Below are 25,884 nucleotides of genomic sequence, written 5' to 3' on the forward strand. Positions count from 1 at the left end.
GGGCGCAGGGGCGCCCCTGGAGATGTCGAATTTTGCCTGGGAGAGCGTTATGAAGTTGCTGGTCGTCGAAGATGAGGCGCTGTTGCGTCATCACTTGCAAACCCGCCTCACCGACAGCGGTCACGTGGTCGAGTCCGTGGCCAACGCCGAGGAGGCGTTGTATCAGACCGAGCAGTTCAATCACGACCTGGCGGTGATCGACCTGGGCTTGCCCGGCATGGGCGGGCTGGACCTGATCCGCCAGCTACGCGCCCGGGGCAAGGCATTTCCGATCCTCATCCTCACGGCTCGCGGCAACTGGCAGGACAAGGTCGAGGGGCTGGCCGCCGGTGCCGACGACTATGTGGTCAAGCCCTTTCAGTTCGAGGAACTGGATGCGCGGCTCAATGCGTTGCTGCGGCGCTCCAGCGGCTTTACCCAGTCGACCATCGTGGCCGGGCCGCTGCTGCTGGACCTGAACCGCAAACAGGCGTCCCTGGATGAGCAGCCCCTGGCGCTGACCGCCTATGAATACCGGATCCTCGAATACCTGATGCGCCATCACCAGCAGGTGGTGGCCAAGGACCGTTTGATGGAGCAACTGTACCCGGACGATGACGAGCGCGATCCGAACGTCATCGAGGTGCTGGTGGGGCGCCTGCGGCGCAAGCTTGAAGCGCCTTCGGGCTTCAAGCCCATCGATACGGTGCGTGGTCTGGGCTATCTGTTCAACGAGCGCTGCCGATGATTCGATCGCTGCGCCTGCGGCTCATGCTGGCCGCTACCACCCTGGCGGTGCTGTTCATGCTGGGGTTGCTGCCAGCCATGCAGGGCGCGTTCAGCCTGGCGCTGCAGGACTCCATCGAGCAGCGCCTGGCCTCCGACGTCACCACCCTGATTTCGGCAGCGCGGATCGAAAACAATCGCCTGCTGATGCCCGAGCAGTTGCCCGACGAGCGCTTCAATCTCGCCGACAGCCGCCTGCTGGGCTACATCTACGATCGCGAGGGGCATCTGGTCTGGCGCTCCCGGGCCACCCAGGAAGAGAACATCAACTACCGTCCGCGGTACGACGGGCGTGGCAACGAGTTCGCCAGGATCCGCGAAGCCAATGGCCAGGAGTTCTTCGTCTACGACGTCGAGATCAAGCTGCTGGGGGGCAAGAATGCGGCCTTCAGTATCGTGGCGCTGCAGCCGGTGCGCGAGTACCAGCAGACCCTCGAAGGCGTTCGGGAGAACCTCTACCTGGGATTTGGCGCGGCATTGCTGGTGCTTCTGGCGCTGCTCTGGATGGGCCTGACCTGGGGCTTGCAGGCCCTGCGACGCTTGAGTCAGGAGCTGGACCAGATCGAAAGCGGCACCCGCCAGAGCCTGAGCGAGGAGCACCCACGGGAGCTGTTGCGGCTGACCGGCTCCTTGAACCGCCTGCTGCAAAGCGAGCGCGAGCAGCGCAGCCGCTATCGAGACTCCCTGGATGATCTGGCCCACAGCCTGAAAACCCCGCTGACGGTGTTGCAAGGGGTGAGCGAGGACATGGCACAGCGGCCTCAGGATCGGGAGCAGGCCTGGGTCCTGCAAGCGCAGATCGAACGCATGAGCCAGCAGATCAGCTATCAGTTGCAACGTGCCAGCCTGCGCAAGAGCGGTCTGGTGCGCCATCAGGTGCGTCTGCGGCCAGTGTTGCAAAGCCTGTGCGACACCCTGGACAAGGTCTATCGCGACAAGCAGGTGCGGGTGTCATTCGATTTGCCCGAGCACTGCTATGTGCCGATCGAACAGGGCGCCTTGCTGGAGTTGCTTGGCAATCTGCTGGAGAACGCCTACCGCCTGTGCCTGGGCTCGGTGCGCATCAGCGTGCGCGAAACCCTCGACGGCGCTGAGTTGTGCGTGGAGGACGACGGCCCCGGCGTGCCGCCGGATCAGCGGGCGCGGATTCTCCAGCGCGGTGAGCGCCTGGATCGCCAGCACCCGGGACAGGGCATTGGCCTGGCGGTGGTCAAGGACATCATCGAGAGTTACGGCGCGCAGTTGACCCTGGGAGACTCGGCCCTGGGCGGTGCGGCATTTCGCATTCACTTCCCGGCCCTCTAGCGCGACGCCCTGTGCTAGCGCTCCCGGGCTCGATAGGCGCCCGGGGTCAGGCCGGTCCATTTCTTGAACGCCCGATGAAACGCCGAAGGTTCGGAAAAGCCCAGGTGCTCGGCGATCTGTTGCAACGACAGGTCGGCGCGACCCAGGTGGAAGATGGCAATGTCGCGCCGCAGTTCATCCTTCAACCCCTGAAAGCTCGAGCCTTCCTCGCGCAAGTGCCGGCGCAGGGTCTGCGGGCTGACGTGCAGGTGCTGCGCGACGCTTTCCAGGTCGGGCCAGCGCTCGCGGTCGTGGCTGAGCAAACGGCGTAACTGGCTGCTAAGGCTGTCGCCTTCGTCCGGCCGCGACAGCAGGTCGGCGGGGGAGCGTTCGAGGAAGTGCTTGAGGGTGCGTTCATCCTGCAGCAGCGGCATGCCCAGGTAGCGGCTGTGGAACAGCAGGCTGCTGCGTTGCTGGGCGAACACCAGGAGGCAGGGGAAGAGCAGATCGTATTCTGCGGCGTGTTCGGGTTTCGGATAGCTGAAACCGGCCTGCTCCAGGCGAATGCGCTGGCCGATCAACCAGCTGCCCAGGCGGTGCCAGATCACCAGCAGGCTTTCGCTGAGAAAGTGCTCGGGGTCCCACAGTTCAGAATCATCCAGGCTCAGTCGAGCCATTTCTCCTTCACGCGTCAGACTCAGGCGCGGAGCTTCCGGAAACAAGCTATAAAACAATAAGCCGCGCTGCAGTGCTTTTTCCAAGGTTCGGCAGTGGATCAGGGCGTGGCACATCATGGCGAACGTCCCGCGTTTGCTGGGGCCATGGGCGAAGCCGAGGTATTCGTCATCCAGTTCCAGCCACAGTTGCTGCAGCAGGCTGGTGAACTGCTCGGGAGCGATGCGTGCCTTGGGCTGGTTCAACAGTTCCGGGCTGATGCCCAGTCGCTGCAGGAGCGGCTCGCAATCGTGACCGCGACGGCGCGCCCCGCCCAAGGCGGCGCGGGCAAAGTGGCTGGCGATGGTGCGTTCACGCATGAGGCTGGTCCGTCCATTGAGAGGCGGATGTTAGCCAGCCCCCCTATGAGGGAACAAGGCGGATATCCGCCAAATTGTAGGACGAGACTTGGTGAATGGGCGGATATCCGCCAGCTTCGCCGGGCGCAAGCAATGCAAGGATCGGCCCGCCCCCCTGATGTCTAAAGGCCTGCAGGGCTTTTGGGCAAGGTGGCACGGGCTTTGCGATAGAGCCGCAAGACCTGCCAGCACGCAGTTCGACACAACAAATCCCTCCAGTGCAGGAGGGTTCGCACTTTAGGCACCGCATGCATCGATGGAAGCTGTATGCCGGGGCTCTTGAGGAACTTTGCAATGACGACTCGTCAGCCACTGTACAAATCCCTGTATTTCCAGGTGATCGTTGCCATCGCCATCGGCATCCTGCTCGGTCACTTCTACCCTCAGACCGGCGTGGCCCTCAAGCCCCTGGGTGACGGTTTCATCAAACTGATCAAGATGGTCATCGCCCCCATCATTTTCTGCACCGTGGTGAGCGGTATCGCCGGCATGCAGAACATGAAATCGGTCGGCAAGACCGGCGGCTATGCGCTGCTGTACTTCGAAATCGTCTCCACCATCGCCCTGCTGATCGGCCTGATCGTGGTCAACGTGGTGCAGCCGGGTGCCGGCATGCATATCGACGCCTCGACCCTGGATGCTTCGAAAGTCGCGGCCTATGTGACCGCGGGCAATGACCAGAGCATCGTCGGCTTCATCCTCAACGTGATTCCGACCACCATCGTCGGTGCCTTCGCCAACGGCGACATCCTGCAAGTACTGATGTTCTCGGTGATCTTCGGTTTCGCCCTGCATCGCCTGGGTGCCTATGGCAAGCCGGTGCTGGACTTCATCGACCGTTTCGCCCACGTGATGTTCAACATCATCAACATGATCATGAAGCTGGCGCCCCTGGGCGCGCTGGGTGCCATGGCGTTCACCATCGGCGCCTACGGCGTCGGCTCCCTGGTGCAACTGGGCCAGTTGATGATCTGCTTCTACATCACCTGCGTGGTGTTCGTGCTGGTGGTCCTGGGGGCCATCTGCCGTGCCCACGGCTTCAGTGTGGTCAAGCTGATCCGCTACATCCGTGAAGAGTTGCTGATCGTGCTGGGCACCTCCTCCTCGGAGTCGGCCCTGCCGCGCATGCTGATCAAGATGGAGCGCCTGGGTGCCAAGAAGTCGGTGGTCGGCCTGGTGATTCCAACCGGTTACTCGTTCAACCTCGACGGTACCTCGATCTACCTGACCATGGCCGCGGTGTTCATCGCCCAGGCCACTGATACCCACATGGACATCACCCACCAGATCACCCTGCTGCTGGTGCTGCTGCTGTCCTCCAAAGGCGCCGCGGGCGTGACCGGCAGCGGCTTCATCGTGCTGGCGGCCACCCTGTCGGCCGTGGGTCACCTGCCGGTGGCCGGCCTGGCACTGATCCTGGGTATCGACCGCTTCATGTCCGAGGCTCGCGCCCTGACCAACCTGGTGGGCAACGCTGTGGCCACCCTGGTGGTCGCCAAGTGGGTCAAGGAGCTGGACGAGGACAAGCTGCAAGTCGAACTGGCTTCCGGTGGTCGCGCCATCAGCGACACCCGCGAAACCGATGATCTGGGTGTGGCCGAAGGTCCGGCACCGACCATCAAGTAAGCCTGGCTGAACATAAGAAACCCGCTGCGGCGGGTTTTTTATTGCCTGGGGCATGAGCGCAACGGTCAGTCCGGCTGAGCATTGTGGTAATTGCTGCACTGCTTGCGGCTGCCTACTCTCTGGCGGTCGATCAAGAGGAGAGGGCACATGCAAGGGCCGTTGGCGTCACTCAAGGTACTGGATTTCTCCACCCTGCTGCCTGGGCCGTTCGCCTCGCTGCTGCTGGCGGACATGGGCGCCGAGGTGCTGCGCATCGAGTCGCCGACCCGCATGGACCTGCTGCGGGTGCTGCCGCCCCACGATCAGGGGGTGTCCGCCAGCCACGCCTATCTCAATCGCAACAAGCGCAGCCTGGCCCTGGACCTCAAGCGGCCCGAAGCTCTGGAGGTGGTGCGGCAACTGCTGCAGGAGCATGACATTCTCCTCGAGCAGTTTCGCCCGGGGGTGATGGAGCGCCTGGGGTTGGGCTACGAAGCCTTGAAGGCGATCAATCCGCGGCTGATTTATGTGTCCATTACCGGCTATGGCCAGACCGGGCCCTACAAGGACCGCGCCGGGCACGACATCAATTACCTGGCCCTGGCCGGGTTGGCCAGCCAGACCGGGCGTCGGGATCAGGGGCCCTTGCCTCTGGGCATTCAGGCGGCGGACATCGCCGGTGGCTCGCTGCACGGGGTGATTGGCCTCTTGGCGGCGGTTGTCGCCCGTCAGCACAGTGGCCAGGGGCAGCACCTGGATATCAGCATGACCGACTGTGTGTTCAGCCTGAACGCCATGGCCGGCGCCGGTTATCTGGCCTGCGGGGTCGAACCGGGGATGGAGCAGCAGGCACTCAACGGTGGCAGTTTCTATGACTACTACCGCAGCCGGGATGGTCGCTGGCTGTCAGTGGGCAGCCTGGAGCCGGTGTTCATGCAGCAGTTGTGTCAGGCCCTGGGACGGCCGGAGCTGGCGGCCCGGGGCTTGTCGCCTGTACCGGAGCAGCAACAGGCCCTCAAGCAGGCCTTGCAGACCGAGTTCGAAAAACACGACTTCGCCGAGCTCTGCCAGCTGTTCGCCGGGCTCGACGCCTGTGTCGAGCCGGTCCTGAGCCTGGCCGAGGCGGTGCAGCATCCGCAGTTGCAGGCCCGGCAACTGGTCAGCCGGGTGCCCCGTGAGGACGGCAGCCTCCAGGCGCAGATCGCCTGTCCGCTGAAGTTCTCCGAAGGCTTGCCCGAGCCGCGGCATATCGGCGCCGGCCTGGGCGCCCATTCCGTTGAGGTACTGACGGAGCTGGGCTACAGCGCCGAGCGTATCGAGGCGCTTCGAGGCCAGGGGATCATCGGCTAGGAACCGGCCTGCCGGCGAAGCGCTTTGGCTTCTGTCACTCGACCCGGGTTTCCCCGCTGTAGACCAGGGTGTGCCGGCAGCGCCGACACAGGTAGCGCCGACCTTGTGCCACCAGCTTGTGGCGCTGGGCGGAAAACGGGAAATCGCTCTCGGCGCAGGGACAGCGGTAGATGTAGCGGGTCACGCTGCGGCGTTTGACCGCATAGGTGTGGCAACGATTGGGCGGCAGTTCATAGACCCCGCGCATGATCAGTTGCCATTCCTCGCCATGGGGCTGGATGCGTTCGCCAAACAGTTGGTGAGCGATCAGGTGGGCCACCTCATGGGCCACCGTCTGCTTGAGGAAGTCTTCGGTGTTTTCCCGGTACAGCTGGGGATTGAAGCGCAGCAGGTTTTCATGCAAGTGAGCGACCCCGGCTTTCTGGCCGCGCAACTTGAGGCTGACAACCGGGCGTTTGAAAGGACGTTTGAAAAAGGACTCAGCGAGTAGGAAACAGTCTTCGACGCGGGTATTGAGTTGCTCGGGCATGCTTAACGGCTCTCCAGAGTGGCTGAGTATGCCGCAAGGACCGGCGAATCCGAATCGTTCAGGCGCCGAATGGTCGCAGGATCGGGCCCATATAAGAAGGCCGCCTTGCGGCGGCCTGTGTTGGCAGATGGAGGATTATTATTGGTGCGGCGTCAGTTGGTGTACACGGGGCCGACGCCCAGGCCCCAGACAATCACGGTGAAGGCCATGATCGCGACCAGCACCACCAGTCCCACCGCCAGGACCGAGCTGGAAAACAGGAAGCCTTCGTCAGACGGGATGTTCATGAAGGTCGGCAGGCCGACGTAGAGCAGGTACACGGTGTAGCAGATTGCCGCGGTGCCGATGATCATCCCCAGCCACATGTGTGGATACAGGGCCGCCAGGCCGCCGACGAACAGCGGGGTTGCGGTGTAGGTGGCAAAGGCCACGCAGCGCGCCAGACTCGGGCTGGCATCATAGGTCCGGGCCATCCAGTGAATGAACGCGCCCATGACCGCCACGCCGCAGAGCATGGCCAGGTACGACATGATGGTCATCCACAGGGCGCTTTCCATGGTCAGCATCACCGGCGCGCGGTTGCCGATGACCCAGCCGACCTGGGTGGTGCCGATAAAGGCCGAGACAGCGGGGATCGCCGCCAGAATCAGCGTGTGAGTGAGGTACATGTGGCTGATGCTTTCCTCGGCATCACCACGAATTTCTCGCCATTCCTGATCGGGGTGGGTGAAGAGTCCTACGACATGATGAATCATGGTCAGTCACTCCTTAAATGTTGCCATCGCCCCCCAACGGAGCGCTTACAGCCAAGTGGCATAGTCAGTATAGGTCTATACGGGCGTGCGACCTTATGTCGCAGTATAGGAAGGAGTTTTCCTCGGATGTGCGCCGTTTTAGTGCGGATTTCGGTGAACGTGACCGAGCGTTTCGCTAATACGTGACCGGTGCTTCCACCCCGGTTGCGCGGGTTCTGGATTGTAATCGCATCGGTCACGATGCGGCTTGTTCCTCGGCTTTTTTTCGGCGCAGCGACTCGCCTTTCATCGTCAGTCGGTAGGCGTTGTGCACCAGGCGGTCGAGGATGGCATCGGCCAGGGTCGGGTCGTTGATCCAGCCGTGCCAGTGCTCGATGGGCAGTTGGCTCGTCAGGATGGTGGAGCGGCTGCCAGCGCGGTCGTCGATCACCTCCAGCAGGTCATGCCGGGCTCCTTCCTCCAGCGGGGCTAGCGCCCAGTCGTCCAGCACCAGGACGTCGACCTTTGCCAGCTGTTGCAGGGTACGGCCGAAGCTGCCGTCGCCATGAGCGATGCGCAGTTGTTCCAGCAGGCGCGGGGTGCGCAGGTACAGGGTGCTATAGCCCTGGCGGCAGGCCTGGTTGCCCAGGGCGCAGGCCAGCCAGGTTTTGCCGGCACCGGTCGGGCCGGTCAGCAGCAGGTTGTGCTGCTGGCGGATCCAGTCGCCACTGGCCAGGGTGGCGATCAGACGCTCGTCCAGGGCGCGTCCGGTGCGGCGGTCGAGATCTTCCAGGCAGGCGTTGGCGTACTTGAGCTTGGCCTTCTTGCGCAGCCGTACCAGGCGCTGGTTGTCACGCCAGGCCAGTTCGCGGTCGAGCAGTAGGCCGAGGCGTTCATCGAAGCTCAGGCTGTGGCTGGCCGGCAGCGTCCATTGCTCTTCCAGGGCGCGGGCCATGCCGTCCAGGCGTAGCTGGTGCAGTTGATTCAGGGTGTGTTGCGGCATCATCGAACAGCTCCTGTTGCGGGGGTTGGTAGTAGTCGGCGCCACGGACGTTCTCGTGGTCGCCGGGTAAGGTCGTTTCGGCGGCACGCTGGGGCAGCGGCTGTTGATCCAGGCCTTGCTGGAGCAGGTTGCGCACGCTGCGCCCGGTGAAGGCGCGCAGGTGTACGGCACGTTCGGCAGCGGCTTCCAGGCGTGCATTGCCATAGCGCCGGGCCAGCGAGAGCAGGCCGAGGCAGGCGCGGTAGCCCATCTCCGGGTGCGGCTTGTGGGTCAGTTGGTGATCGATCAGTTGGCGCGTGTAGGGGCCGATCCGCGCGCCCCAGTCGAGCAGGCGTTGTGGCGTCCATTCGCGATGCGCCTGGTGCGCCGCGGGCATGTGCTCGCGCTGGGTACTGTAAGCGCCGCGTCGCCCCAGCAGCAGGTGGCTGGCCACCCGCCGGTTGCCATGCAGCACTTCCAGGGTGTGTGCCGTCAGTCGCACGTCCACGTTCTGCCGGGCCAGGGCGGAGGGCACGCTGTAGAAGCTGCCATTGACCTCGATGTGGTAGTCGATGCTGACCTTGCAGCGCTTGAAGGTGGCGACCTCGTAGGGATGCACCGGCAGCGCTCGCAAGGCCGGGCGATCCAGGCGCTCGAACCAGTCGCGCCGGCAGCCATCGAGCCGCTTGAACGGGCGCCGATTCAGATCCTCCAGCAGCTCGGCGATGGCCTGGTTAAGCGCATGCAGGCTGAAGAACTGCCGATGGCGCAGCCGCGCCATGATCCAGCGCTCGACCACCTGCACCGCCACCTCGGCCTTGGCCTTGTCCTGAGGCTTGCGTGGCCGTGCCGGCAGGATCACCGTCTGGTAATGACGCGCGCACTCCAGCGTGGCCCGGTTCAGGCCCGGCTCGTAGCGATCCGGCTGGGCGACCAGGGCGCGCGGATTGTCCGGCACAACCATTTCCGGCACGCCGCCAAAGTAGGTCAGAGCCTGGCCCAGCGAGGTCAGCCAGTCCACCTGGGTTTCGCCTGGCGTCGCGCAGGCATAGGTGTAATTCGAGGCGCCCAGGGCGGCGACGAAGATGTGCGCCCGGCGCACTTCGCCGGTGGCCGGGTCGACCACCGGCAGCGTCGGCCCGGCATAGTCGATGAATAGCTTCTCGCCCGCACGGTGCAGCTGACGCATCGAACGTTTGAGCGTCTGGGCGTAGCGCCGGTAGTGCTCGACGAACTGGGTGTAGCGGTAGGTCGGCTGGCCCGCATGCGCGGCGAGATATTCCTCCCACAGCAGCTGCAAGGTCACGCCCTTGCGTCGCAACTCGCGGTGGATGCTCAGCACATCGGGCAGCACTCGCTCACCGCGCGGCTTGTTCGTCGACGTCGGTGCAAACAAGGCGGCCGCCAGCGCGGCCTCGTCCATGGCCACCAGCGCCGGCCAGTCCAGCCCGGCCACCCGCGCCGCCGCGATGTACTTGCTAACCACGCCCTTGGACAGCTGCAAGGCACGGGCAATCTTCTCGTGGGACAAGCCGGCCTCAAACTTGAGGCGCAGACATTCTTTGATGTTTCGCATGGCTACTCGCGGCGCCGCCATCTTCCTCTCCCGAAATCGGTCGAGGATGGCGGCGCATCAGGTCATGCGCAACGAAGGGGAAGGCTTTCGCTAAGTCGTGACCGGCGATTTCGGTAAGCCGTGACCACCTGTTTCGGAACAGGCGGAAAATCGGTCACGTTGCTACCGAAATGAGCGGTCACGCGTTAGCGAAATGACCGGTCACGATCAACCGAAACGGCCGGTCACGGTGCTCCGAAATCCGCATTTAGAGCAAATTGCGCTGTAAACCATTGGGCTAATCGCGGTGGTGTCTGTTGCCCCCGTCTGGCCGGATGGCACCTTGCGGCGCTTTCACGGGGCCGGGGTTTTGCTTAAAATGCTCGGCTTTTCGTCACACACCTCGCGGATTCCAAGCGCCATGGGCACTCTTACGGTCAACCAGAACAAACTGCAGAAACGCCTTCGCCGACAGGCGGGCGAAGCGGTCGCCGATTTCAACATGATCGAAGAGGGCGACAAGGTCATGGTCTGCCTGTCCGGCGGCAAGGACAGCTACACCATGCTCGACGTGCTGCTGCACCTGCAGAAGGTGGCGCCGATCAAGTTCGAGATCGTCGCGGTGAACATGGACCAGAAGCAGCCTGGCTTTCCCGAGCACGTGCTGCCGGCCTACCTCAAGGAATTGGGGATCGAGTACCACATCGTCGAGAAGGACACCTACTCGGTGGTCAAGGAACTGATCCCCGAAGGCAAGACCACCTGCTCGCTTTGCTCGCGCCTGCGTCGCGGCACCCTGTACACCTTCGCCGACCAGATCGGTGCCACCAAGATGGCCCTGGGTCACCACCGTGACGACATCGTCGAGACGTTCTTCCTCAACATGTTCTACAACGGTTCGCTCAAGGCCATGCCGCCCAAGCTGTTGGCCGACGACGGGCGCAACGTGGTGATCCGTCCGCTGGCCTACTGCAGCGAGAAAGACATCCAGGCCTATTCCGACCTCAAGCAGTTCCCGATCATTCCCTGCAACCTCTGTGGCTCCCAGGAGAATCTGCAGCGCCAAGTGGTCAAGGAGATGCTTCAGGAGTGGGAGCGCAAGAGCCCAGGGCGTACCGAGAGCATCTTCCGCGGCCTGCAGAACGTGATTCCGTCGCAACTGGCGGATCGCAACCTGTTCGACTTCACCAACCTGCGCATCGATGACAACGCCACGCCACGCTTCGTCAATGTGGTGAACCTCTGATCCGCAATCGCTGAGCCAGGGTCGCGGCGTCCCCAGTCACGGGACGCCGCGGCCCTGGGTTCAGGCGCCTGGCACCCGCGGCACAAAGGCGATGCTGCCCTCTGCGGATTTCTTCGCCAGGCGCTCACCGTTGGTGGGCAGGGTGCGGATCAGCTGATGGTCGTTGCCCAGGTATTCCAGCATCAAGGGTCGACCCTTGTCCTGCTGCACGAATATCAGGGTGCGCTGAGGATCCCAGTGCTGGCCGCTGGTCTGCTCCAGCCAGGCCATGAAGTCGGCGCTAGTGCCGGTTCGAGGAAAATCCGCGGTTTGCGGCACGTAGTAGAACGCACCTCCCTGGTTCTGCAGGTACATCGGCAATTTGTTGTCCACTTCCACCAGCACCATGCGCCATTGATTCCAGGGCGCGATCCGGCTGGCCTCGGTTTTCACCTGGGCGCCGAACTGCATCACTCCGCCACCGCCATTGCTCCAGGGATAGGCGACGCCCAGGACCAACAGCAGAACCACTGCCGCGCTGGCAAAGCCCAGGGTCCAGCGCCGATCGGCAGGTTTGCCGCTGGCGCGTTTTCGCTGCAGGTGCCGGTTCAGCCACCAGGCCCCCAATAGCTGGGCGAAGGGCACCAGCGGCAAGACGTAATAGCTGCGTCGGCTGCCGCTGGCGGTGAAGAATAGGAACAGCAGGCCCAGGGCCCAGACCAGCCAGCGCTCGTTGGGTTGCAACTGGCGCCAGTGGCGCACCGCAACCCACAGGCCGAGCAGCCAGCAGGGAACCCAGGGCAAGGTATAGGCCGGCAGGTAGATCAGGTAGGTATAGATCGGCCCCTGATGGTCGAAAGGGTCGAAAAAGCGCACCACGTTTTCCCGAAACACCAGGTCCAGGCCGCTTTGGCTGTAGGTCGGTGTGCCGTACAGGTGCGAGAGCAGGAACGGCACCATGTACAGCAGGCCGGCCACCACCAGGGCCAGGCACAGGCGCAGATTCAGGTGGCGTTTCCAGCGGCCCTGGCTGAGCAGGTGAGGCAGCAGGACCAGTCCCGGCAAGACGAAGCCGATCAGCCCCTTGAGCAGCGATGTGGCCGCCAGTAGCAGGAAGAACACCGTGTAACGGCTCAGGCGGGTGTCGTCCGGATCTCGCCAGTACCACCAGACGGAAGCCAGGACCCCGCATACCGTGAGAATGTCGGCGGTGGCCACCCGCGCCCAGAACGCGAAGTAGAAGGTGGTGGCCAGCATCCAGCCGGCGATCAGGCCGGTGCCTTTGTGGAGCAGTCGCTCACCGATCAGGTACACCAGCCAGATGCTCAGCCAGGCGGCGAGTACCGACGACAGGCGCAGGGACCAGTGATCCAGTCCGCCCATCAACCAGGCACTGGCGGTGATCAGCCAGTAGGACGGCAGGGGCTTGTCGTAATAAGGCATGCCTTTGAGGTACGGGTCGAAGTAATTGCCGCTCTGCAGCATCTGCAACGCGATGTTGGCCCAGCGGGTTTCCGGGCCCCACAGCTCGCGGGAGCCCAGGCCCAGCAACAGGATCAGCGCCGATACGCTCAGGAGCAGGATCAGGGCCTTGCGCTCGCTGTGATCGAGATTCATAGACAGGTTTCCATGGACTGACTCGAAAAGACTGCACGGGCTCAGAGGGCCGGGCAGGTAGAAAAACGTCAGCGCCGAACGGCTCGACACTGACGCTGGTTGGCTTACGGGGCCGGTTGCGGTTGGCTCTGTGGCACGATCAGGATCAGCAGGTTGCCCTCTTCATAGCGCTTGCCCCCCGGAGGCAGCAGCGCGACTTCCTCGTTCTCCACCACGTTCTTGACGCGCATGACCACACCCACGGAGCCCTGCTTGCGAGCCTCGGTCATCCATTGTCCGACGTCGGCCATGCTCACCTTGCGTTGCTCCGAGTCTGGATAAGCCAGGCCGTATTTCAGTTCGCCCTCGGTGTTGTACAGCGACACCTGCGGACGTTGCAGGCGCCAGGCCAGGGCCGAGGCCGCACCCAGGTCATTGCTGAGCAGGGTCTTGGTCTGCTTGAGTTCTTGCAGATGTTCCTTGATGAACTGGTCGGGCATCTCGTTGTGCACGATCAGTCCGGGCATGCCGGCGGGCAGCAGCGCCACCAGCAGCCAGATGCCCAGTGCCGGGGCGGGCCAGTATTGCAGCGGCCTGGAGGCCGGCAGCAGGTTGGCGATGATCCAGCCCATCAGCATGATGAACACCAGGGACAGGCTGAGCATTTCGTTGTGGCCATAAACCGGCCGGGTGAGCTGGATCACCAGCAACGCCACCAGTGCCCCCACGCCGATCAGCAGATTGAGCAGGCTGTTGAGGCGAATGGCTCGACCCTGGCGGTTGCTGATGCGGTCGATCAGTGCATGACCCATGAGCACCGCCAACGGCAGCAGGCACGGCATGATGTAGGTCGGCAGCTTGCCCCGGCTCAGGCTGAAAAACACCAGCGGCAGCAGCAACCACAACAGCAGAAAACCGCTGTTGGCCTGGCGTTTGTCCTTCCAGGCCTGCATCAGTGTGCCGGGCAGCAGCAATGCCCAGGGCAGGCAGGAGACGACCAGCAGGGGCAGGTAGAACCACCAGGGACGGGTGTGTTGGGCGTTTTCGGCGGCAAAGCGCCGAATATGCTCATGCCAGAAGAAAAAGCGCCAGAAGTCCGGTTCGTGGGCGTGAACGCTGAGCACCCAGGGCAGGCTGATGCCGATGGCCACCAGGACCGCTACCAGCCCGTAGCGCAGCAGTTCGCCCAGGCGACGTTGCCAAAGCATATAGGGCAGGGCAATCAGTACCGGCAGCAGCCACGCCAGGAAGCCCTTGGTCATGAAGCCCATGCCGCAAGCCGCGCCGAGCACCGCCCAGGCCAGGAGGCGAGCGCGTGTGGTCTGGCTGTCCAGGGCGAACCACAGGGCCACCAGACTCAAGTTGACCCACAGAGTGAATTGCGGGTCGAGGTTGGAGTATCCGGCTTGCCCGGCAATCAGGCCGAAGCTCATGTACAGCAGCGCTGCCGCGAAGCTCTTGCGTGGATCGTTCCACATCCGGCGAGTGATGAGATAAGCCAGCAGCACGCTCAAACCGGTACTCAGGGCCGAGGCGATGCGCACCCCGAACAGGTTGTCGCCGAACACCGCCTGGCCGATGGCGATCATCCAGTAACCGGCAATGGGCTTTTCGAAGTAGCGGATACCCATGAAGTGCGGCGAAACCCAGTCGCCGCTGAGGAGCATTTCCTGGCTGATTTGCGCGTAGCGGGTTTCATCGGGAATCCACAGGCCATGGCTGGCCAGCGGCAGCAGGTAGAACAGGCTGAAGGCCAACAGCAGAAATGGCAACGCCCAACGCTTGATCATGCCGTTGCTACTCCCACGCACAGTGTTGCCTGAAGGTGTGGCGCTTGTTCCATAAGCCGGGTGGGTAAAGTGCGGTGCATTTCTGTCCTCGAAGTCAGGTACGGATTTCAACGTGCAAGTTGTGTTGCCGGGGCAGGTTGAGGGTCAGCGATGACGGCATCTGCAAATCCCGTGAAACTCCGTGAGTTCTGCCCGGCTTTTAATAGCTGCATTTTTATAGCGGTTTTTATGTAAAAGGCACTGCTTTCTAATAGTGCAAGTTGCAATAAAGTCAATTAAATGTGGGTCGTTAGTCTGCCGATTCGCTGAATGAAGTCTGTTGTGTTGTTGTCAAAAAAAGTTACAAATTGTTCGGCGCTTCTTTAAGTACTTGAGGCCAGCTCTTGGCGTTCAGTATTCCCAGTATTTGCAGTTTTCCGTCTGTACCGAGCGTCAGGAACAAGGAACTGGTGTACTCGGTGGCCAGGGCATGGGCGAAGCCCAGGCGGCTCTCCAGATCGCTGATGCAGCCGCTGTGGGTGACCAGGATCAGGTTGCGCCCCTGAAGCTTGTGGGCCTTTATATCGTTCTCGAAGTTGTCGGCGCAGTTCAACAACCAATCCTGAGTGCTGGCGGCCTGATTGAACATGGCCTGTGCGGTTTGCAGGGTGCGGGTCATGGGGCTGCTGATGACATCGGTACGGTCCATGCCGATGGTCCGGTAGGCCTTGCCCAGGTCGGTCGCGGTAGCGCTGCCCAATCGGGTGATGCCATCTGCCGGGCCCAGGCAGGGGTTGGCCGATCGGTCACAGCGCTCGGCGTGGCGCACCAGGGCGATGACTTCTCCAGCCTTCCAGTGTTGATAGATTCCGCTGCGTTGCATCTGATGATCGTCAGCGAGATCCAGAGGAGTCGCCGGCCAGAGTACAAAACCGCTTATCAGGGCGATCAGGGTAATAGTGACCGCGCTGATGATGATCTTTCCGGAGCGTCGAATGCGGGCGGTGTCAGCCCGGGGTCTGGTTTGTTTGATGTTGTGCACGTCGCTTACCTGAATCTATTTTTGAGAAATACTTTTAATTCGGGTTGGAACTAGTGTTCTGCAGCAGACCGACATGCGCACCGGCACCAGCGTAGTCACTGGTCTCAACTTAAGGGAGGCCAGGTGGCGGATTGGTGAAAGCGATGTGAAAAAAACGAATGGCGCGGCGCGTGCCTGTTTAAGGCCAGACATTAATTGTTCAGCCTGTAGGCTTGAAAAAACGTTGTTACTCGCTAACCGACGGGCGCAGGGAACCTGTGCGTCGCGGTTATTTAACGCTGCTGTTTCAGGTGTTTATGACAAGCCGGTGAAACTGTAGCTGAGAAAAAAAGCCGTGTGGAAAAACTGCGAATCAGTTCAGCGTTCTGTCAGCCAAAGGAGGGACAGGGGCGATGCAAGACTGCTTCCAACCACTGTCCGTGGCTGAAGCAGTCAATAGGGAGGGGGGATCAGTGATTGACGGTGTAGGCCAGCATCGCCGACAGCTGGCACAGGGGGCGACCACTTTCCTCCTGCCACTGGTTGAACACCGCTTGCACCAGGGCCTGGTCACGTTTGCTGCTGGGCACCTTGTCGATGATGTTCTGGGCATTGAGGGCGGCCACTACGTCCCAGGTGGGGATGAAGGTGTCCTTGCCCACCATGCGCAGGAAGCGTGGCGCCGACAGGCCGCCCATCTGGTTGCCGTGCTTGGCCAGGTACTGCCAGAGCCCGGTGATGTCCTGTACCGGCCAGTCAGCGATGAAGGCGCCGAAACTGCCGTGCTGCTTTTCCACGTCGAGGATCATCTGCGCATTGCGCGGCACGCTCTTGAGCTTGCCCAGGTGACGAATGATTCGCGTGTCCTGCATCAGCCGCTCCAGATGTTCGGCGCCCATGAGCACCACCTTGTCCGGATCGAAGCCGAAGAACACCTGTTCGAATGCTGGCCATTTGGCGTCCACCAGGCTGTGTTTCAGCCCCGCGCGAAACACCCGCAAGGCCAGTGTCGACAGGTAGCGATCAGCGCTCAGGGCACGCAGATACTCGTTGCTTGCCGGGGTTGGCAATTGGGCTTCCAGGGCTGCGGCGGAACCGAAGCGGTTGAGACAGTATTCATTCAGCCATTTGTAATCGTGCATGCCTGCTCCTGGAGGGGCGGTCGGAGAGTCGGTTGAACAGGGTTGGGGTCTTGGGTGGCGCTGCAAGTTCCCCGGAACCGGGGAACTTGCGCCAGGTTCAGGCCGCGGTAGCGCCTTCGCCGGCGAGCCGGCGGTTGAGCTGGAAGCGCCAGCGCACGTAGAGCAGCGCCGAGGTGAACACCGCCAGGCTGGCGAACATTTCCAGTAGGCCGAACAGTTGGCGATTTGGATCATAGGCCGCCAGAGCGCCCTTGATGAAGTACAGGTTGACCACGAAGCACATCCACGAGTGTCCCCGGGCGCTGCCGCTGAGCATGCCGGGCGCCATCAGCAGCAGGGGCACCAACTCGATCAGCAGGATCACCCAGGGCCGGGCACCGTGCAGGTCGGCCACCAGCAGGTAATACCCACACAGCAGGCCCACCAGGCCGAAGAAACAGATCAGACTGATGATCCGGGCCAGGCGCACCCGGGGTTCCAGCCATTGCACCGGCGGCAGGATCTTCGGCTTCTTAGCCACGGCCGTTCTCCAACTGCAGGGCGGTTTTTGCCAGGCGCAGGCCCAGGGCCCGGCACAGGGCGATTTCATGCTCGTCCAGCGGGCTCTTGCCGTCAGCCCCGGCATGATGGCTGGCTCCGTAAGGGGTGCCGCCGCCGCGGGTTTCCAGCAAGGCCGACTCGCTGTAGGGCAGGCCGGTGATCAGCATGCCGTGATGCAGCAGCGGCAACATCATCGACAGCAGGGTGGCCTCCTGGCCGCCGTGCAGGCTGGCGGTGGAGGTAAACACGCCGGCGGGCTTGCCCACCAGGGCGCCGGTCAGCCAGAGGTTGCTGGTGCCGTCGAGAAAGTACTTCAAGGGCGCCGCCATGTTGCCGAAGCGGGTCGGGCTGCCCAGGGCCAGGCCCGAGCAGTGCTTCAGGTCGTCGAGGCTGGCGTACAAGGCGCCACAGTCGGGGATGCTCGGCGCCACGGCTTCGCATTCGGTGGAAACTCCCGGGACGGTGCGCAGGCGGGCTTCCATGCCGGCCTGTTCGACACCGCGGGCGATCTGCCGGGCCATCTCGTTGGTCGAACCGTTGCGGCTGTAATAGAGGACCAGGATGTACGGCGCGCTCAAGGCAGAATCTCCAGCACATTTTCCGGTGGGCGACCGATGATGGCCTTGTCGGCGGTTTCGAGAATCGGCCGTTCCATGAGTTTCGGGTGCCCGGCAATGGCGGCAATCAATTGCTCTTCGCTGAGGCTGCTGTCGGCCAGGTTGAGCGCTGTGTACTCCTCCTCGCCGGTGCGCAGCAGCTGGCGCGCGCTGATGCCGAGCTTGCCCAGAAGACGTTGCAATTGGGCGGCATCCAGTGGGGTTTCCAGGTAGCGGACCACGGTCGGGGCCAGGCCGCGTTGTTCCAGGAGTTCCAGCGCACCGCGGGATTTCGAGCAGCGCGGGTTGTGATAAAGCGTCAGATCGGTCATGTGCGGGTCGCATCTTGCGTAAGGTGGCGGCTATTCTACCCGCGCGACGGGCTCTCCTGAACCTTGGGAGTCGATAGGTCGCAGCGACCCGAGGTCGGCAGCGTTATTCAAGGCATCTTTCAATACAGGAAACAGCGCATGGCAAGGCAATTGGCGGCGGCATTGGCGATCATCACAACCCTGCTGCTGGGCGGCTGTGGCAATGACTACGGGGTCGACCAATATGGCCACAAAGTCGCCGCCGAGCGTATCGACAAGCAGTGGCTGGTGCTCAACTACTGGGCGGAGTGGTGCGGCCCTTGCCGTACCGAGATCCCTGAGTTGAATGCCCTGAACGAGCAGCTCAAGGGCCAGTCGGCCACAGTGCTGGGGGTCAATTTCGACAATGTGCAGGGTGAAGAACTCAAGAGCGCCAGCGAGAAGCTGGGGATCAAGTTCACCGTGCTGGCGCAGAACCCGGCGGAACTCTTCGAGCTGCCACGCAGCGAGGCGCTGCCGGTGACCTACATCATCGACGACAAGGGCAAGGTGCGTGAGCAGATGATGGGGGAGCAGACGGCCGCGGGCGTGTTGGCCAAGTTGCAGGCCCTTCGCGGGCATTGATGGTGCCTGGACTGTAGCGGCTGTCGCCGGCTGCGAAGGTCCTGAAGGAATGCAGGGGCCTGAAGCTCGCTGGAGATTCAGGCCCCCGGATGTTGTTCCTTGGGTAGCGGCTACAGGAACATCAGCCTTCTTCCTGCCACCAGCGCAACGGCTTGCCTTCGGCAGGCCAGAAACGCACTTGCTCGATCGGCGACACATCCCAGCGTTCGACGCTTTCCAGGGCCTGTAGAAAGCGGCGTTCCTGCTCCATCAAGGCCGGGGCACAGAGTTTGCGCGTGCTGCCGACCTTGCCGAAGCTGAGCTTCTCGCCGTCCAGGGTGTAAGGCGCGAACCAATGGTTGCAGCCGCCATTGCCATAGGCGCGGCCATCCTCGCCCAGGGTGATGGTCAGGTGGCTGTAATCGATCAGCGGACGCTCACCGATCCATTCCAGAACATAGCTGCGGTCCTGCTGCAGCTTCAGCGGCTCGGCGGCGCAGCCCAGCAGGCCGGCCCCCAGCGCCGCAGTCAGCATCAGGCGTTTCATTGGCCGGCCTGCTGGCATTTCGGGCAGCGGTGCTGCTCACCTTCGCTGCGCCAGCCAAGCTCGGCGATCCGCGCGCTGGCGGCGGGCTTCTGGGCCTTGTTGCCCAGCTTGGCATCCACCGCGAATTCGAAGTCGAGGGTGGCGGCGCAGCTGTCGCAGTTGACCTGCCACTGGTGAATCGCCAGTTCGCCGAATACCGGGCCGCGGGCCACGGCGACCCATTGGCCGACGGGATTGATCAGGTGGCGCACTGTTTCCACCGTCAGGCGCATGGACAGGTCCTTGCTGCCTTTGAGGGTGACCAGCAGCACGTCGTCGGTGCGGATGGAGCCACCGTTGCCGGTGACTTGATAGCGGCCCGGCACCAGTGCGCGGCATTCGATCAGGGTGTGTTGCGGGTTCATCAGGTTGTAGCGGAAATCGTGTTCGACCATGGGTCCTCCAAATCTGCCGCGTATGCTAGCACGGGCCCCTGCACCGCAGGTTGCGGGCAGGCGACCTTCGATCAGGCCGCGCCGATGTCACCCCAAGACCTGATTCTGCGCTTGCCCTGCGGCCCAGCTGGCAATGTTGTGCAAGGTGGTTTCGGCGATGGCGGCCAGGGCTTCGTGGGTCAGGAAGGCCTGGTGCGCAGTCACAATCACGTTGGGGAAGGTCAGCAGCCGGGCCAGCACGTCGTCCTGCAGGGGCAGGTCGGAGCGGTCCTCGAAGAACAGTTGCGCCTCCTCTTCGTAGACATCCAGCCCCAGGTAGCCCAGTTGGCCGCTTTTCAGGGCGTCGATCAGCGCCGGGGTATCCACCAGGCCGCCGCGCCCGGTATTGATCAGCATTGCCCCGGGCTGCATGTGGGCCAGCGTTTCCTGGTTGATCAGGTAGCGACTGTGGTCATTGAGCGGGCAGTGCAGGCTGATGATCTGCGCCTGGGCCAGCAGTTGCGGCAGCTCCAGATAACGGGCGCCTAGGGCTTCGACGGCCGGATTGGGGAAGGGGTCGTAAGCCAGCAGCTGGCAACCAAAACCGGCCATGATCCGGGCGAAGGTGGCGCCGATCTGCCCGGTGCCGACAATGCCCACGGTCTTGCCCACCAGGTCGAAGCCGGTCAGGCCGTGCAGGGTGAAGTCGCCCTCGCGGGTGCGGTTGTAGGCGCGATGCAGGCGCCGGTTCAGCGCCAGGATCAGCGCCACCGCATGCTCGGCCACCGCATGCGGGGAATAGGCCGGGACCCGCACCACCTCCAGGCCCAGGCGCTGCGCCGCAGGCAGGTCGACGTGGTTGTAGCCGGCCGAGCGCAGGGCGATCAGGCGGGTGCCGCCGGCGGCCAGTTGTTCCAGTACCGGGGCGCTCAGGTCGTCGTTGATGAAGGCGCAGACCACTTCATGGCGTTCGGCCAGGGCCACGGTGTCCAGGCTCAGGCGGGCTGCCTGGAACTGCAGTTCGATACCCGCCGGCAGGCTGGCGCCGAGAAAACTCTCACGGTCGTAGTTCTGGCTGCTGAATAGAATCGTGCGCATGCTTGCATCCTTGTTCGGGGCGCCCAGCATGCCTGCCGGGCACTGTTCGGGTCTTGCCCTGGGTCAGGCGTTGATCCGCGCTTCGGCGGCCAGGCGACCGATTGCGTGGTCCAGCTCGTCAAGGGCGGCAAAGGCCTTGGCGTCCTCCTGTTTGAGCAGGGTTTCGCTGCGTTGGCAGGCGGCACGCAACTGCGGTACTCCGCAATAACGAGTGGCGCCGTGCAGGCGGTGCACTCGCTCGATCAAGGCACTGTGGTCGTTGGCCGCCCGGGCGGCTTTGATCGCCTCGCGATCGGCTTCCAGGGATGCCAGCAACATGGCCAGCATGTCCGCCGCCAGATCGGCCTTGCCGGCGGCCAGGCGCAGGCCTTCGTCCTGATCCAGCACTTGCAGTTCCAGGCTCACTTCAGCGCGCTCGCTGGCCCGTTCCGGGCCCTGGTTGCGCAGCGCCAGGCCGGTCCATTTCAGCACCACCTGGGCCAGTTGCCGTTCGCTGATGGGTTTGGTCAGGTAGTCGTCCATGCCGCTTTGCAGCAGGGCGCGCTTTTCGTTGGCCATGGCGTGGGCGGTCAGGGCGACGATCGGCAGCGGCGTCCCATGGCGCTCGCTTTCCCATTGGCGGATCGCCTCGGTACTTTGTCGACCGTCCATGCCGGGCATCTGCACGTCCATCATCACCAGATCGAACGGCTCGTTCTGGATCGCGTTCAGCGCGGCGTACCCGTTGTCCACCGCCAGCACCTTGGCGCCCATGTCTTCCAGCAAGGTCTGGATCAGCAGCAGGTTGGCCGGGTTGTCATCGACACACAGCACCCGTGGCGCGCGGCTGGAGAGGGTTTCCTCCGGCTCGCTGCGGGGCCGGCGCGGGGTGACCAGATCGGACAGGGCCCGGCGCAGTTTGCGGGTGCAGGCCGGCTTGGCCTGCAACTGGCTGTGGGGATTGGGCACCGAGAGGTGGAACAGCGTCTGTTCGGTGGTCGGGCACAGCACCAGGACCTTGCAGCCCAGATGCTCCAGGTCCCAGATGTGCTGGCTCAGGCGCTCGGGAGACATGTCGTTGCTGGTGATGCCCAGTACCGCCAGGTCAATCGCCTGATCGCTCTGGTGCACCCCGGTAATGCCGTTGGTCAGGGCTTCCAGGGTATTGAACGGGGTCACCTCCAGGCCGCAGTCTTCCAACTGGTGCTGCAGGGCCTGGCGGGCCAGTTCGTGATTTTCCAGGACCGCCACCCGTCGTCCCAGCAGCGGCGGGCCGGGCAGGTCCTCGGCGTCGTCGCGGGTCTTGGGCAGGTTGAGGCTGATCCAGAACTCCGAACCTTCGCCCGGGGTGCTGTCGACCCCGATCTCGCCGCCCATCTGTTCGATCAGGCGCTTGGAGATCACCAGCCCCAGGCCAGTGCCGCCGGGTTGGCGCGACAGCGAGTTGTCGGCCTGGCTGAAGGCCTGGAACAGGGCGCGTACATCCTGGTTCGACAGGCCGATGCCGGTGTCCTGGATGCTGATGCGCAGCTGCACGCTGTCTTCGTGCTCTTCTTCCAGCATGGCTCGGGCGACGATGGTGCCTTCACGGGTGAACTTGATGGCGTTGCTCACCAGGTTGGTGAGGATCTGCTTGAGTCGCAGCGGGTCACCGACCAGCGACAGCGGCGTGTCGCGGTAGACCAGGCTCACCAATTCCAGCTGCTTGGCGTGGGCGGCCGGGGCGAGGATGGTCAGGGTGTCCTGCAGCAAGTCCCGCAGGTTGAACGGAATGCTGTCGAGCACCAGCTTGCCGGCTTCGATTTTCGAGAAATCGAGGATTTCGTTGATGATCCCCAGCAGGCTGTCGGCGGATTTTTCGATGGTGCCCAGGTAATCCAGCTGGCGCGGCGTCAGCTCGCTTTTCTGCAGCAGGTGGGTGAAGCCGAGAATGCCGTTGAGGGGTGTACGGATTTCATGGCTCATGTTGGCCAGGAACTCCGACTTGATGCGGCTGGCTTCCAGGGCTTCCTTGCGCGCCAGATCCAGTTCGATGTTCTGGATCTCGATGGTTTCCAGGTTCTGGCGCACGTCTTCGGTGGCCTGGTCGATGCTGTGCTGCAGTTCTTCCTGGGCGTTCTGCAGGGTGCTGGCCATGCGATTGATGCCAGAGGCCAGTTCATCCAGCTCGTGGCTGCCCAAAGGTGGCAGGCGGGTTTCCAGGTTGCCGTCCTTGAGTTGCGCCACCGCCTGCTTGATCTGGGTCAGCGGGTTGTTGATGGTGCGGCCCATGCGCACCGCCAGCAGGGCAGTACCGGCCAGGCCGGCGGCAATCAACAGCAGGCTGGCGAACAGGCTGCGGTAGCCGCGCAGCAGCATGCCGCTGTGGGACAGCTCCAGTTCCACCCAGCCCAGCAGGCGGTCGGACTCATCGGGGATCAGGTCACCGGCGAGGTTGCGATGGTGGCCGAAAACCGGCAGTTGGTAGCGGGTCGCGTCATTGCCGCTGCGTTGCATCAGCTGCGTGCCGTTGCCGCTGAGTGGCGGGTTGAGCATGCTCGGTCCCGCATGGGCCACCAGCGTGCGATCCGGGGCCAGGAACGACACCGCGCGCACGTCCTGTTGTTCCAGGGCCTGGGTGGCGATGCGTTCGAGCATCTGCGCGTTATGGTTGCCCATCGCCGGAGCCACCAGCGAGGCCAGTTGTTCGGCAATCATTTCGCCGCGCTGCAGGAGCTGGGCCTGCAGTTCCGAGAGCTGCATCCAGGTGAAATAACCGCCCAGCACCAGGGCCATGAGGCTGGTGGGCAACAAGGTCAGCAACAGTACGCGGCCTTTGATTCCCAGTTTCTTGAGCACGCCACTCTCCTGCTTCCACGCGGTTTTGAAAGGTCTACGGGCACGTCCGTGATGCGCCACCCGCGCAGTGTAACGATTTGCCGAAGGCTGATCTTGGCAAATTGCGCACTGGCGGTCGCGGCTGGAATGCCTGCGGCCAGGTTGCGACCAAGGCACTGGTTGCCGTGCTCCGGGCAATCTTGAATAATCGCCCAACTGAGAATGACTTGCAGAAGCTAATGACTCCCGAAGCTGTTGAGCCTCCCCGTATCCTGAGCATTGAAGATGACCCGGTGCTTGGCGCCTATGTGCACGAGCAACTGGGTCGCTGCGGCTTCGCCGTGACTTGGTGCCGCAACGGCCAGGAAGGCTTGGGGATCGCCCGCAGCCAGAGCTTCGATGTGGTGCTGATGGACATCCTGCTGCCCGGCATGGATGGGCTCACCCTGCTGACCCGCTTGCGCCAGAGTCATTCCACGCCGGTGCTGTTGATGTCGGCCCTGGGGGCGGAGGCCGATCGCATCAGCGGTTTTCGCCTTGGCGCCGATGACTATTTGCCCAAGCCCTTCAGCCTGGCCGAGCTGCAGGTGCGCATCGAGGCGATCCTGCGCCGGGTGGCCCTGGACCGGCGGCCGATGTCGCCGCTGCCGAGCAGCAATGTGCAGAGCCTGCTTTTCGACGACGAGCTGTGCGATGTGCTGTTTGCCGGGCAGTGGGCCGGGTTGACCCGCAGCGAATATCGCCTGCTGGAAACCCTGCATCGCAACGTCGATGAGGTGCTGAGCAAGGCCTTCCTTTATCAGCATGTCCTGCAGCGCGGCTATGCGGCCCATGACCGCAGCCTGGACATGCACGTCAGCCAGATTCGCCGCAAGCTCAAGACACTGGGCTACAGCGAGCGGGAGTTGCGCACCGTGTGGGGCAAGGGCTACGTCTTGAGTGCCGCCGATGAGCTGGCCTGAACTGCCCGGCCGGCATTCGCTGTTCTGGAAACTGGCCTGCCTGCTGCTGGCTTTCTGTCTGCTGATGATCTGGCTGAGCTGGTCCTGGGGGCGCTATGTGGAGCAGAGGAACCTGTACCTGTCCGATGACGCCCGGGCCACCTTGGAGCATTACGCCGTTGAGGCCGAGCAAGCCTGGAACAGCGGCCAGAGTGCTGGCATCGATGCCTGGCTTGCGCAAATGGCCGGTCGTGAGCAGACCTGGGTCGGCGTCATCGGCAGCGACCTGCAATCGCTGAGCAGTCAGTCTCTGACCGCGGCCGAGGCCCAGCGCCTGACCTCTCTGCGCGGTGCGCACTGGCCGGTGAGCCGGCATGGCCGTGGTCTGCCTTGGCTGAAAATCCCATTCCCCAAAGATCCCTCCCTGGGCAGCCTGGTGATCGAGTTGCCGCAGCGCTTCATGCCCGGGCGCTATCGGGTGTTCTGGCAGGTGATCACCAATGGTGTGATCCCCGGCCTGTTCACGCTTTTGCTGTGTGTCGGCCTGTACCGTTTGCTGGTGGTACCGCTCAACCAGCTGCGCGAGCAGGCCAACGCCTGGCGGGCCGGGCAACTGAATGTGCGTCTGTCCAGCGAGACTACTGAGCGCAAGGATGAGTTGGGAGAGCTGGGGCGGGCCTTCGATCAGATGTCCGAACGCTTGCAGAGCACCGTGGCCGTGCAGCAGCAATTGCTGCGCGATCTGTCCCACGAGTTGCGCACGCCCCTGAGTCGCCTGCGGGTGGCTTGTGACAGCGAGCAGAACCTGGGGGCGCTGCGCGAGCGCCTGGCCCGGGAGGTCGATGGCATGCAGCGCCTGGTGGAAGACAGCCTGCAACTGGCCTGGCTGGATACTGAACGCGGGCCATTGCCTGCGGAGCAGATCCAGGTCCAGGCGCTGTGGGAGATGCTCAGCGAGAACGCCTGCTTCGAAAGCGGCTGGTCGGCGGCGCAGTTGTGCTGTGAACTGGACGCCGATTGCTGGGTGCGCGGCCATCTCAATACCCTGGCCCAGGCCCTGGAAAACATCCTGCGCAATGCCATCCGCCATTCCCCGGCCGGCGCGCGGATAACTCTGGCCGGACAACGGGATGGCGAGTATTGGCACCTGTGGCTGGACGACCAGGGGACGGGCGTGGCCGAAGAGGATCTGGAGCGGATCTTCGCGCCGTTCATCCGTCTGGATGGATCGCGGCCGGGGGATGGCGGCTTCGGCCTGGGCCTGAGCATCGCGCGCAATGCGGTGGTGCGTCAGGGCGGGCAGTTGTGGGCGCAGAACCGGGAGCGTGGCTTGCGTCTGCATCTGCGCTTGCCGGGAGCCTGAGCGCGGGCCCTGGCCGGCCTTAGATCAATAAGCCATAAGTCCCGCA

General features: G+C 63.3%; 24 protein-coding genes. 8 read left to right on the forward strand and 16 right to left on the reverse strand.

Annotated features, from left to right (window positions below):
* The first annotated feature begins 49 nt into the window (after positions 1-49).
* On the forward strand, positions 50-727 hold the full coding sequence (locus tag BLV47_RS07500) for a response regulator (RefSeq protein WP_016967571.1): 678 nt from the start codon (positions 50-52) through the stop codon (positions 725-727).
* Entirely contained in the window at positions 724-2,070 is a 1,347-nt protein-coding gene (locus tag BLV47_RS07505) for an ATP-binding protein (RefSeq protein WP_092311685.1), read from the forward strand. Before BLV47_RS07500 ends, BLV47_RS07505 begins: the two co-directional genes overlap by 4 nt.
* A 14-nt stretch (positions 2,071-2,084) precedes the next feature.
* Here the strand turns inward: BLV47_RS07505 and BLV47_RS07510 are convergent, their stop codons facing one another.
* Complete coding sequence (locus BLV47_RS07510) at positions 2,085-3,083, reverse strand: AraC family transcriptional regulator (protein WP_092311688.1); 999 nt, start codon at positions 3,081-3,083, stop codon at positions 2,085-2,087.
* 333 nt (positions 3,084-3,416) lie between these two features.
* On the opposite strand from BLV47_RS07510, the gene BLV47_RS07515 reads away from it, so the two are divergent.
* Both BLV47_RS07515 and BLV47_RS07520 read left to right on the forward strand, forming a co-directional pair.
* Positions 3,417-4,748, forward strand: coding sequence for a dicarboxylate/amino acid:cation symporter (locus tag BLV47_RS07515; protein ID WP_092311691.1), 1,332 nt, complete (start codon positions 3,417-3,419; stop codon positions 4,746-4,748).
* A 147-nt stretch (positions 4,749-4,895) separates the two neighbouring features.
* Positions 4,896-6,077 (forward strand): CaiB/BaiF CoA transferase family protein, encoded by a 1,182-nt coding sequence (locus BLV47_RS07520; RefSeq protein ID WP_092311694.1) that lies wholly within the window; start codon positions 4,896-4,898, stop codon positions 6,075-6,077.
* 34 nt (positions 6,078-6,111) lie between these two features.
* On the opposite strand, the gene BLV47_RS07525 is transcribed toward BLV47_RS07520, so the two are convergent.
* The 4 genes from BLV47_RS07525 to istA form a co-directional block, all read right to left on the reverse strand.
* Positions 6,112-6,606, reverse strand: coding sequence for a SprT family zinc-dependent metalloprotease (locus tag BLV47_RS07525; RefSeq protein ID WP_092311697.1), 495 nt, complete (start codon positions 6,604-6,606; stop codon positions 6,112-6,114).
* 152 nt (positions 6,607-6,758) lie between these two features.
* Positions 6,759-7,361, reverse strand: a complete 603-nt coding sequence (locus BLV47_RS07530) for a Yip1 family protein (protein ID WP_016967577.1) — start codon at positions 7,359-7,361, stop codon at positions 6,759-6,761.
* A 235-nt stretch (positions 7,362-7,596) separates the two neighbouring features.
* Positions 7,597-8,346 carry an IS21-like element IS1474 family helper ATPase IstB gene (istB, locus tag BLV47_RS07535; RefSeq protein ID WP_062838242.1) on the reverse strand — a complete coding sequence of 250 codons (750 nt, stop codon included), beginning with the start codon at positions 8,344-8,346 and terminating at the stop codon, positions 7,597-7,599.
* A complete protein-coding gene (gene istA, locus BLV47_RS07540; protein WP_062838241.1) occupies positions 8,234-9,919 on the reverse strand; it encodes an IS21 family transposase in 1,686 nt (561 codons plus the stop codon). Before istA ends, istB begins: the two co-directional genes overlap by 113 nt.
* Before the next feature lie 379 nt (positions 9,920-10,298).
* Here istA and ttcA point away from each other — a divergent pair, with 379 nt between their 5' ends.
* The gene (gene ttcA / locus BLV47_RS07545) at positions 10,299-11,123 is read left to right on the forward strand and encodes a tRNA 2-thiocytidine(32) synthetase TtcA (RefSeq protein WP_092311700.1); all 825 of its coding nucleotides are present in this window, start codon (positions 10,299-10,301) and stop codon (positions 11,121-11,123) included.
* Between the two features lie 60 nt (positions 11,124-11,183).
* Here the strand turns inward: ttcA and BLV47_RS07550 are convergent, their stop codons facing one another.
* The 7 genes from BLV47_RS07550 to arsC form a co-directional block, all read right to left on the reverse strand.
* On the reverse strand, positions 11,184-12,719 hold the full coding sequence (locus tag BLV47_RS07550; RefSeq protein ID WP_092311703.1) for an ArnT family glycosyltransferase: 1,536 nt from the start codon (positions 12,717-12,719) through the stop codon (positions 11,184-11,186).
* 104 nt (positions 12,720-12,823) lie between these two features.
* Complete coding sequence (gene arnT, locus BLV47_RS07555; protein ID WP_092311706.1) at positions 12,824-14,488, reverse strand: lipid IV(A) 4-amino-4-deoxy-L-arabinosyltransferase; 1,665 nt, start codon at positions 14,486-14,488, stop codon at positions 12,824-12,826.
* Between the two features lie 340 nt (positions 14,489-14,828).
* Entirely contained in the window at positions 14,829-15,509 is a 681-nt protein-coding gene (gene pmrG, locus BLV47_RS07560) for a lipopolysaccharide core heptose(II)-phosphate phosphatase PmrG (RefSeq protein ID WP_341865621.1), read from the reverse strand.
* 449 nt (positions 15,510-15,958) lie between these two features.
* Entirely contained in the window at positions 15,959-16,630 is a 672-nt protein-coding gene (locus tag BLV47_RS07565; RefSeq protein WP_092311709.1) for a DNA-3-methyladenine glycosylase I, read from the reverse strand.
* A gap of 97 nt (positions 16,631-16,727) precedes the next feature.
* On the reverse strand, positions 16,728-17,150 hold the full coding sequence (locus tag BLV47_RS07570) for a DUF2069 domain-containing protein (RefSeq protein ID WP_092311711.1): 423 nt from the start codon (positions 17,148-17,150) through the stop codon (positions 16,728-16,730).
* Positions 17,143-17,748 carry an NAD(P)H:quinone oxidoreductase gene (gene wrbA / locus BLV47_RS07575; protein ID WP_092311714.1) on the reverse strand — a complete coding sequence of 202 codons (606 nt, stop codon included), beginning with the start codon at positions 17,746-17,748 and terminating at the stop codon, positions 17,143-17,145. The genes BLV47_RS07570 and wrbA overlap by 8 nt, the downstream gene beginning before the upstream one ends.
* Entirely contained in the window at positions 17,745-18,098 is a 354-nt protein-coding gene (gene arsC / locus BLV47_RS07580; protein ID WP_092311717.1) for an arsenate reductase (glutaredoxin), read from the reverse strand. Before arsC ends, wrbA begins: the two co-directional genes overlap by 4 nt.
* A 138-nt stretch (positions 18,099-18,236) precedes the next feature.
* Here arsC and BLV47_RS07585 point away from each other — a divergent pair, with 138 nt between their 5' ends.
* Positions 18,237-18,701, forward strand: a complete 465-nt coding sequence (locus BLV47_RS07585; RefSeq protein WP_092311720.1) for a TlpA disulfide reductase family protein — start codon at positions 18,237-18,239, stop codon at positions 18,699-18,701.
* Positions 18,702-18,822: 121 nt separating this feature from the next.
* Here BLV47_RS07585 and BLV47_RS07590 read toward each other — a convergent pair whose 3' ends face one another.
* The 4 genes from BLV47_RS07590 to BLV47_RS07605 form a co-directional block, all read right to left on the reverse strand.
* On the reverse strand, positions 18,823-19,227 hold the full coding sequence (locus BLV47_RS07590; protein WP_092311723.1) for an META domain-containing protein: 405 nt from the start codon (positions 19,225-19,227) through the stop codon (positions 18,823-18,825).
* Positions 19,224-19,661, reverse strand: a complete 438-nt coding sequence (locus BLV47_RS07595; protein WP_092311726.1) for a hypothetical protein — start codon at positions 19,659-19,661, stop codon at positions 19,224-19,226. Before BLV47_RS07595 ends, BLV47_RS07590 begins: the two co-directional genes overlap by 4 nt.
* Before the next feature lie 87 nt (positions 19,662-19,748).
* Complete coding sequence (locus BLV47_RS07600) at positions 19,749-20,738, reverse strand: 2-hydroxyacid dehydrogenase (protein WP_092311728.1); 990 nt, start codon at positions 20,736-20,738, stop codon at positions 19,749-19,751.
* Between the two features lie 63 nt (positions 20,739-20,801).
* Positions 20,802-23,555, reverse strand: a complete 2,754-nt coding sequence (locus BLV47_RS07605) for a response regulator (protein WP_092311731.1) — start codon at positions 23,553-23,555, stop codon at positions 20,802-20,804.
* Positions 23,556-23,773: 218 nt separating this feature from the next.
* Here BLV47_RS07605 and BLV47_RS07610 point away from each other — a divergent pair, with 218 nt between their 5' ends.
* Together BLV47_RS07610 and BLV47_RS07615 are read left to right on the forward strand one after the other, a co-directional pair.
* Entirely contained in the window at positions 23,774-24,496 is a 723-nt protein-coding gene (locus BLV47_RS07610; RefSeq protein ID WP_092311733.1) for a response regulator transcription factor, read from the forward strand.
* Complete coding sequence (locus BLV47_RS07615; protein WP_092311736.1) at positions 24,483-25,838, forward strand: sensor histidine kinase; 1,356 nt, start codon at positions 24,483-24,485, stop codon at positions 25,836-25,838. Before BLV47_RS07610 ends, BLV47_RS07615 begins: the two co-directional genes overlap by 14 nt.
* Positions 25,839-25,884 lie beyond the last annotated feature (46 nt).

The sequence above is a fragment of the Pseudomonas saponiphila genome, assembly GCF_900105185.1.
GTDB classification, from domain to species: Bacteria; Pseudomonadota; Gammaproteobacteria; order Pseudomonadales; family Pseudomonadaceae; genus Aquipseudomonas; species Aquipseudomonas saponiphila.